General features: G+C 67.4%; 7 protein-coding genes. 3 read left to right on the top strand and 4 right to left on the bottom strand.

Annotated elements, in window-relative coordinates; all coding sequences use genetic code 11:
- From ABNS06_RS07455 to ABNS06_RS07445, 3 genes are all read right to left on the bottom strand, one after another.
- A partial coding sequence (locus tag ABNS06_RS07455; protein WP_348673596.1) for a DNA internalization-related competence protein ComEC/Rec2 occupies nucleotides 1–2,117 on the bottom strand: 2,117 nt, incomplete at its 3' end.
- 22 nt (nucleotides 2,118–2,139) lie between these two features.
- A complete protein-coding gene (gene lolD, locus ABNS06_RS07450; RefSeq protein WP_348673594.1) occupies nucleotides 2,140–2,826 on the bottom strand; it encodes a lipoprotein-releasing ABC transporter ATP-binding protein LolD in 687 nt (228 codons plus the stop codon).
- Nucleotides 2,819–4,066, bottom strand: coding sequence for a lipoprotein-releasing ABC transporter permease subunit (locus ABNS06_RS07445; RefSeq protein ID WP_348673593.1), 1,248 nt, complete (start codon nucleotides 4,064–4,066; stop codon nucleotides 2,819–2,821). The genes lolD and ABNS06_RS07445 overlap by 8 nt, the downstream gene beginning before the upstream one ends.
- A gap of 76 nt (nucleotides 4,067–4,142) precedes the next feature.
- On the opposite strand from ABNS06_RS07445, the gene ABNS06_RS07440 reads away from it, so the two are divergent.
- From ABNS06_RS07440 to ABNS06_RS07430, 3 genes are read left to right on the top strand one after another with little or no spacing between them, the layout of a single operon-like run.
- Nucleotides 4,143–4,475 carry a hypothetical protein gene (locus tag ABNS06_RS07440; RefSeq protein WP_348673592.1) on the top strand — a complete coding sequence of 111 codons (333 nt, stop codon included), beginning with the start codon at nucleotides 4,143–4,145 and terminating at the stop codon, nucleotides 4,473–4,475.
- 41 nt (nucleotides 4,476–4,516) lie between these two features.
- Nucleotides 4,517–5,539, top strand: coding sequence for an agmatine deiminase family protein (locus tag ABNS06_RS07435; RefSeq protein ID WP_348673591.1), 1,023 nt, complete (start codon nucleotides 4,517–4,519; stop codon nucleotides 5,537–5,539).
- Entirely contained in the window at nucleotides 5,536–6,426 is an 891-nt protein-coding gene (locus ABNS06_RS07430) for a carbon-nitrogen hydrolase (protein WP_348673589.1), read from the top strand. Before ABNS06_RS07435 ends, ABNS06_RS07430 begins: the two co-directional genes overlap by 4 nt.
- 73 nt (nucleotides 6,427–6,499) lie before the next feature.
- Here the strand turns inward: ABNS06_RS07430 and ABNS06_RS07425 are convergent.
- The coding region (locus ABNS06_RS07425; protein WP_348673587.1) for an OmpA family protein at nucleotides 6,500–7,307 on the bottom strand (808 nt) is incomplete at its 5' end.

Raw genomic sequence — 7,307 nt, 5'->3', positions numbered from 1 at the left:
TGCTCGAGTCGATCGCGGACCTCCGGTCGCGGGAAGTCCCAGCGGTTGCGCCAGCCGGCGGTCGCCACGGCCAGATCCGCCTCCACCGCAGCGAGAAACTCCGGCGTCGATGCCCCGGCGCTCCCGTGATGCGCGACCAGCAGCACATCGCTGCGCAATCGTCCACCGACCCGCGCCACGAGTTCGCGCTCGGCCGACGCCTCGATGTCCCCGGTCAACAGCATCGACGCGCCGCCGGCCGTCTCGATGCGCAGCACGCAGGAGGCGTTGTTGTCATCACCACCCGGCATGATCGGATGCAACCATTCGAAGCGCACCTCGTCCCAGACCCAGTGCTCGCCGGCGAGACAGTGTCGACCGCCGTATCCCCAGCGCTCAGCCCCTGGAAACGCCCGCAGGACCGCATCTGCGCCACCGGCATGGTCGGAGTCGCCATGCGACACGACCAGCCGGTCGAGATGACGGAGACCCTCCGCGCGCAGGGCGGGGACGACAACCGCCGCACCGGTATCGAAACCGCTGCGATAGGCTGGCCCGGCGTCGTAGACGAGGCTGTGCCGATGCGTCCGGATCAGCGCAGACGTCCCCTGCCCCACATCCAGCACGTCCACCCACACGCCTGATTCGGGCATCGCCGGGGGCGAGATCAGCAGCGGAAGCCACAACAACCCGCCCAACAGCCGCCAGCGCATCCGCATCGGCGACAGGACCCAGAGCGCGCCCAGCGTCGCGGCCGCCGCGACCCAGGCATTCGGCCGGGCATCGGCCCAGCCCCAGGGCTGGGCGCCGACAATCTCCAGCCAATGCATCGTCAGGCTCAGCGCATCGGCCAGCGTTCCGAGCAATGGCCCGAACGCCGCCGACTGGACGATGGCCGCCGCACCCAGCAACAACGTGAGCGGCACGAACAACACCGACAGCGGCACCAGAATCAGGTTGAGCAAGACTCCGCTCAAGGAGGCTTCCCCGAACCAGAACAGCACCAGCGGCGCGAGCCCCAGCGACAAACCCATTTGCAGGCGCACCAGAAGACGCAACGACGACGCTTGCCCGGCACCAGGCAGCATCCATGCGATCAACGCGACCGCGGCGACCGACAGCCAGAACCCCGGGTCCATGGGCGCGAGCGGGTCGAGCACCAGCAACACCATCACGGCCAGCGCCAGCACACGCCCAAGTTGGGGACGGACCGGACTGGTGAGTGCCCACACCATCAACGTCACCATCAACCAGGCGCGCAGGGTCGAGACGGACCAGCCAGCCGCGGTCGCGTAGACCGCGGCCACCACGACCGACGCGACACCGCCCGCCAGAGGCGCGGGCCACAGCAGGCAAAGTCTCGCGGAGCGTCGCCACAACCAGCGACCAATCAGAAAACCGAGGCCGGCCACCAGACCGATGTGCAATCCGGAGATCGCCAGCAGGTGGCCCACACCGGTTCGGCGCAGCGTCGTCCACATCGCATCATCGAATCCACGCCGGTCGGCGACCAGCAGCGCGCGGATGATTGCCGTCCCCGGACTGTGCCCCAACCCGTCGGCCAACCTCCGCCCCACGCGATCCCGCCACCGGTCGACGCCGCGCCGATCATCCGTGCAGCGCTGACCATCGGTAATCGTGCCGCGCGCCGCGAAGCGTTGCCGAAACAGCCAGGCCTCGTAGTCGAAGCCGCCGACGTTGGCCAGGCCGCGTAGATCGCGCGGGCGGACATCGAGTTGCAGACAGTCACCGGACTCGACATCGACAGGCGGGTCATACCAGCTCAACCAGAGCAGATCGCCTGACTCGGTGTCGCGAAAACGAAAGCGCAGCCGGTATGGCGTGCGATCCGGCAGATCGACAACATGCCCGCGGATCGACCAGGGCTCGGACGATTCCGCCCAGCGTTGCCCGAGCACATGATGGATGGTCGCCAGACTGATCGCGGCCCACAGCCCGGCGACCAGGAGACCGGTGGTGGCGGTGACACCAGCCTGCGCCCCCAAACGGCGACCCGGCCAGCAACCCAGCGCGCCCATCACCATCGCCGCGGCAGCGACGATCCACGTCACCCAGCCCAGAACGGCGGCGGTGCAACCACCCAGCGCGCAAACGGCCAGCCAACGCACATCGGGCATTGGGGCCGTCATCGCGGTCGCGTCAGACTGCTTCCAGCCGCCCGTCTTTCAACAGACAGCGACGATCCAGGCGCGCGGCCAGGGCCTGATCATGCGTGACCACCACTAGACTGGTTCCCAGTTCGCGATTGAGCGACTGCATCAGCTCGAACACGCCTTCCGCGCTGTCGCTGTCGAGGTTGCCGGTGGGCTCGTCGGCCAGCATGCAGGCCGGCCGGGTGACCAGCGCCCGCGCCACCGCGGCCCGCTGGCGCTCGCCGCCCGACAGCTCGCCGGGCTTGTGATCCAGACGGTGCCCAAGACCCACGCGCTCCAGCAGCGCCTGCGCCTCGCCGCGCGCCTGCCGCGCGGCGGCGCCTCGCCGGATCACCAGCGGCATCGCGACATTGTCCAACGCGGTGAACTCCGCCAGCAGATGATGAAACTGATAGACGAACCCCAGCTTGGCGTTGCGCAGGCGCCCCCGACCGGCGTCGGACAATGACGCCATGTTCTCGCCATCGACGAGAATCTCGCCGGCGCTGGGCGTGTCCAGTCCGCCCAGCAGGTGCAGCAGCGTGCTCTTGCCGGAACCGGAGGCACCGAGTATCGCGACGCTCTCGCCGGCCTCCACGCGAAAATCCAGCTCGTGGAGCACATCGACCGCGGTGCGTCCTTCGTCGAACACCTTGCGGATGCCACGGGCCTCGATGCGCGGATGCTCATTCATAGCGCAGTGCCTCCGCCGGCTGGACGCGTGACGCGCGCCAGGCCGGGTAGATCGTCGACAGCAAACCCAGCGCCAGCGACAGCAGCGCGATCTTGATCACGTCGTTCCAGTGCAGATCGGAAGGCAGTTCGCTGATGTAGTAGACATCGCCCGAGATGAAGTCCTGGTTGAACAGGCGCTCCAGTGCCGGCACCAGATTTTCGACGTTGAGCGCCAGGGTGATGCCGCCGAGCAATCCGAGTGCCGTGCCGATCAGGCCGATGACGGCGCCCTGAACGATGAAGATCATCGTCACCGAGCCCGGCGAGACGCCCAGCGTCCGCAAGATCGCGATATCCGCCTGCTTGTCGGTCACGACCATGACCAGCGTCGAGACCACGTTGAAGGCGGCGACCGCGACGATCAGGCTCAGAATGACGAACATCACCAGCTTTTCCGTGCGCACGGCCTTGAAGAAGTTCGCGTGCTGCTGGGTCCAGTCGCGCACATAGACGAAGCCGGGCAGCTCATCGGCCACCTCGCGGCTGATCCGCGGCGCGGCGAACATGTCGCTGAGTTTCAGTCGCAGGCCGGTCACCCGGTCACCAAGCCGATAAAGGGCAGCGGCATCGTCGATGTGCATGTACACCATGGACCGGTCGTACTCGTACATGCCGATCTCGAAGACCCCGGACACGGTGAAACGGCGAAAGCGCGGCGTCAGGCCCGCCGGCGTGACGCTGGCCTGCGGGATCATCAAATCCACCTTGTCGCCCGGGGCCAGCCCCAGCGCCCTGGCGAGTTCGACGCCGATCACCAGCCGGAACTCACCGGGCATCAGATCGTCCAGCGAGCCGGCGACCATCCGGTCGCCGACGATGGACACCGACGGCTCCTGAGCGGGATCGATGCCGCGCAACAACACGCCCGACAACGTGCCGCCGCGCCGTGCCATGCCCTCACCCTCGATGTAGGGCGCGGTGCCGATCACCTCGGGATGGCGGCTGGCGAGCTCGGACACCGCATCCGGCGAGTCGAGACCACCTTCGAAGGCCGAGATCGTCGCATGCGCCGCCATGCCGAGAATGCTCTGACGCAGCTCGCGTTCGAACCCGTTCATGACCGACAGCACGGTGATCAACGCGGTGACGCCGAGCGCAATCCCGAGCATCGAGATCAGCGAAATGAAGGAGATGAAGTGATTCCGGCGTTTGGCGCGGGTGTAGCGCAGGCCAATCGCCAGTTCGAAGGGCTGGAACATCCGCGAATTCTACTTGTTTTCGCTCCCACGGGCCGATGCTATAGTCCCGATAGTCCTTGGAAGTGGCGGCATCAGCATGTGCAAGTGGGTTTGGATCGGTGGACTGACCATGGCGCTGGCAAGCTTTGCAAGCACCGCGGATGTCCTCGATTTTCCGGAGGGTTCCGGCACGGTCGGCGAGCAGCTGACGCGCCCGACGACCCCGACCCGCGGCATGAGCAAGGCCAGCGTCCGCCGGCAGTTCGGCGAGCCGGGGCGCAAGGTCGCCGCGATCGGCGACCCACCCATCTCGCGCTGGGTCTACGACGATTTCGTCGTGGTGTTCGAACACCAGCTGGTTCTGCATTCCGTCGTGCCGGAAGCGCCCGCTCCGATCTACCACGCCAACGAACTCCGGCCCGCGCACTAGGCGCCGGCCCGCACGCCCTTCACCCAGCGCGAGCGCGCGCGATGCACTGGCCGGCCGAATTTGCACCGCAAGCCAGCGTCCAGCTCACCTGGCCGCATGCCGGCACCGACTGGGGCGATGACTTCACCACCGTCGAACCGGTCTTTCAGGCGCTTGCCCGGCTGATCACCGCCCGCGCGGAACTGATCGTCGCCGCCGCCGATCCCGACCATGTTCACCAGGCGCTCGAGCTGGCTGGCGTGAGCCTGGACAAGGCGCAGGTGTTTGAGTGCCCAACCGACGATGTCTGGGCGCGGGATCATGCGCCGATCACCGTCGTCGATGGCGACCGGGCGCTGCTGCTGGATTTCCGCTTCGATGGATGGGGGGGCAAGTTCGACGCCTCGCAGGACAACGTGATCTCGCGGCGCCTGCATGACGCCGGCGCATTCGGACACACCGATCTGCACGGTATCGACTGGACGCTGGAGGGCGGCGGCATCGAATCCGACGGCGCCGGCACCCTGCTGGCGACACGCGCCTGTCTGCTGGATCCGCGGCGTAACCCCGGGGTGACCCAGGCCGGCCTGGAAGCCTCGCTCCACGAGTGGCTGGGCGTCACCCGCGTGCTGTGGCTCGAGCACGGCCACCTGGAAGGCGACGACACCGACAGCCACATCGACACCCTCGCCCGCGTTGCCAATCCGAACGTGATCACCTTCCAGGCCTGCGACAACCGCCTGGACAGTCACCACGACGGCCTGAAGGCCATGCAGCGGGAACTGTCGGCATTCCGAACCCCCGCCGGCCATCCCTACGAGCTGGTGCCGCTACCGCTCCCGGAGCCGCAGATCGGCGACGACGGTCGACGCCTGCCGGCGGGCTATGCGAACTTCCTGATTCTGAACGATGCCGTGCTGGTCCCGGTCTACCGGACACATGCGGATGACATCGCGCTGCGCAGGCTGGATGACGCATTCCCCAGCCACCGCATCGAACCGGTGGATTGCCGCGCGTTGATCACGCAGAACGGCAGTCTGCACTGCGTCACCATGAACTACCCCGACATCGGAGCAACGCCATGAGCCAACCGCTCACCATCGGGCTGATCCAGCACGCCTGTTCCGAGGACGTCGCCGCCAACTGGCGCGAATCCGAACAGGGCATCCGCGAGGCCGCGGCCCAGGGCGCCGAACTCGTGGTTCTGCCAGAGCTGCATGCCAGCGTGTACTTCTGCCAGACCGAGGACACCAGCCTCTGCGATCTGGCCGAACCGATTCCGGGACCGGGCACCGAGCGCCTGGGTCGTCTGGCCGAAGAACTGGGTATCGTGATCGTCGGCTCGCTGTTCGAACGCCGGGCACCCGGGCTGTTCCACAACACGGCGGTGGTGCTCGACGACGACGGATCGCTGGCCGGCGTGTATCGCAAGATGCACATCCCGGACGACCCGGGCTACTACGAGAAATTCTATTTCACGCCCGGCGACCTCGGGTTCGAGCCGATCGACACCGCGGTCGGCCGCCTGGGGGTGCTGGTTTGCTGGGACCAGTGGTTCCCGGAAGCCGCACGGCTCATGGCCCTGGCCGGCGCGGACCTGCTGATCTACCCCACCGCGATTGGCTGGGATCCCGACGACGACAGCGACGAGATGCACCGCCAGCAGGACGCCTGGATCACGATTCAGCGCAGCCATGGCGTGGCCAACGGCATTCCCGTCGTCGCCGTCAATCGGGTCGGATTCGAAGCCGACCCGTCGGAGGCGACCGCCGGCGCGGAGTTCTGGGGCAGCAGTTTCGTCTGCGGACCACAGGGCGAACTGCTCGCCCGCGCGGGTCACGAACGCGAGGTACTGATCACCACCATCGACCGCGCCCGCTCGGAGAAGGTACGCCGAATCTGGCCGTATCTGCGCGACCGCAGGATCGACGCCTACGCGGATCTCACGCTGCGCTACCGCGACAGGTCATAAAAAAGGCGGGGTCTGGGACCCCGCCTTCGAAGCATGGCGGTGCGGGCATCGCCGCACCGCTGACTGGCCTGGATCAGGCGTCCACCACCACGATCACGACGCGGCGGTTCAGCGCACGTCCGGTCGGATTGTCGTTGCCCGCCACCGGCTGGGTGTCACCAAAACCTTCCGCCGACAGGCGCCCGGCCGACACGCCCACCGAGATCAGGTAGTCGACGACGGCCTGGGCACGAAACTCGGACAGCAGCTGATTGTCCGCGGCATTGCCCACCGAGTCGGTATGACCCTGCACTTCCAGCACCAGGTCGGGCCGGCGTGCCATGGTCGCGGCGACGTCATCCAGCGCCAGCTTGGCGTCATCGGTCAGCACGGAGCGACCGGATGCAAACTGCACGCTGGGGAGCACGATGGCCTCGCCAGCCGCCGCGCAGTCCAGGCCCCCGACGCCACAATCGGCGATCGGCGCGGCTTCGATCGCGCAGCCTTCGGCATTCACCGGCAAGCCTTCGATCGTGTCCGGGCACTGGTCGAAACCGTCGGCCACACCGTCGCCATCGGCGTCACCACCACAGCCGGTTGCGTCCACCACCACGCCCGGCGGGGTCGCGGGGCACTCGTCCAGCGCATCGGTCACGCCATCCCCATCCTCGTCGAACGAACAACCGTTGGACTCCACGGGCTCACCGGCCGGCGTGTCCGGGCACTGGTCCTGACCATCCGGCACGCCATCGGCGTCGGAATCCAGGATGCAGCCCTGCTCGTCCACGGAGACCCCTTCCGGCGTGTTCGGACAGGCGTCAATCGCGTTGGCGACACCGTCGCGATCTTCGTCGGCCTCACAGCCGTAGGCGCCGACAGCGGCTCCCGCGGTCGTAGCGGGA

The organism is uncultured Abyssibacter sp., from assembly GCF_964000955.1.
Lineage (GTDB): Bacteria > Pseudomonadota > Gammaproteobacteria > Nevskiales > OUC007 > Abyssibacter.
This window is presented reverse-complemented; position numbering and strand designations above follow the sequence as displayed.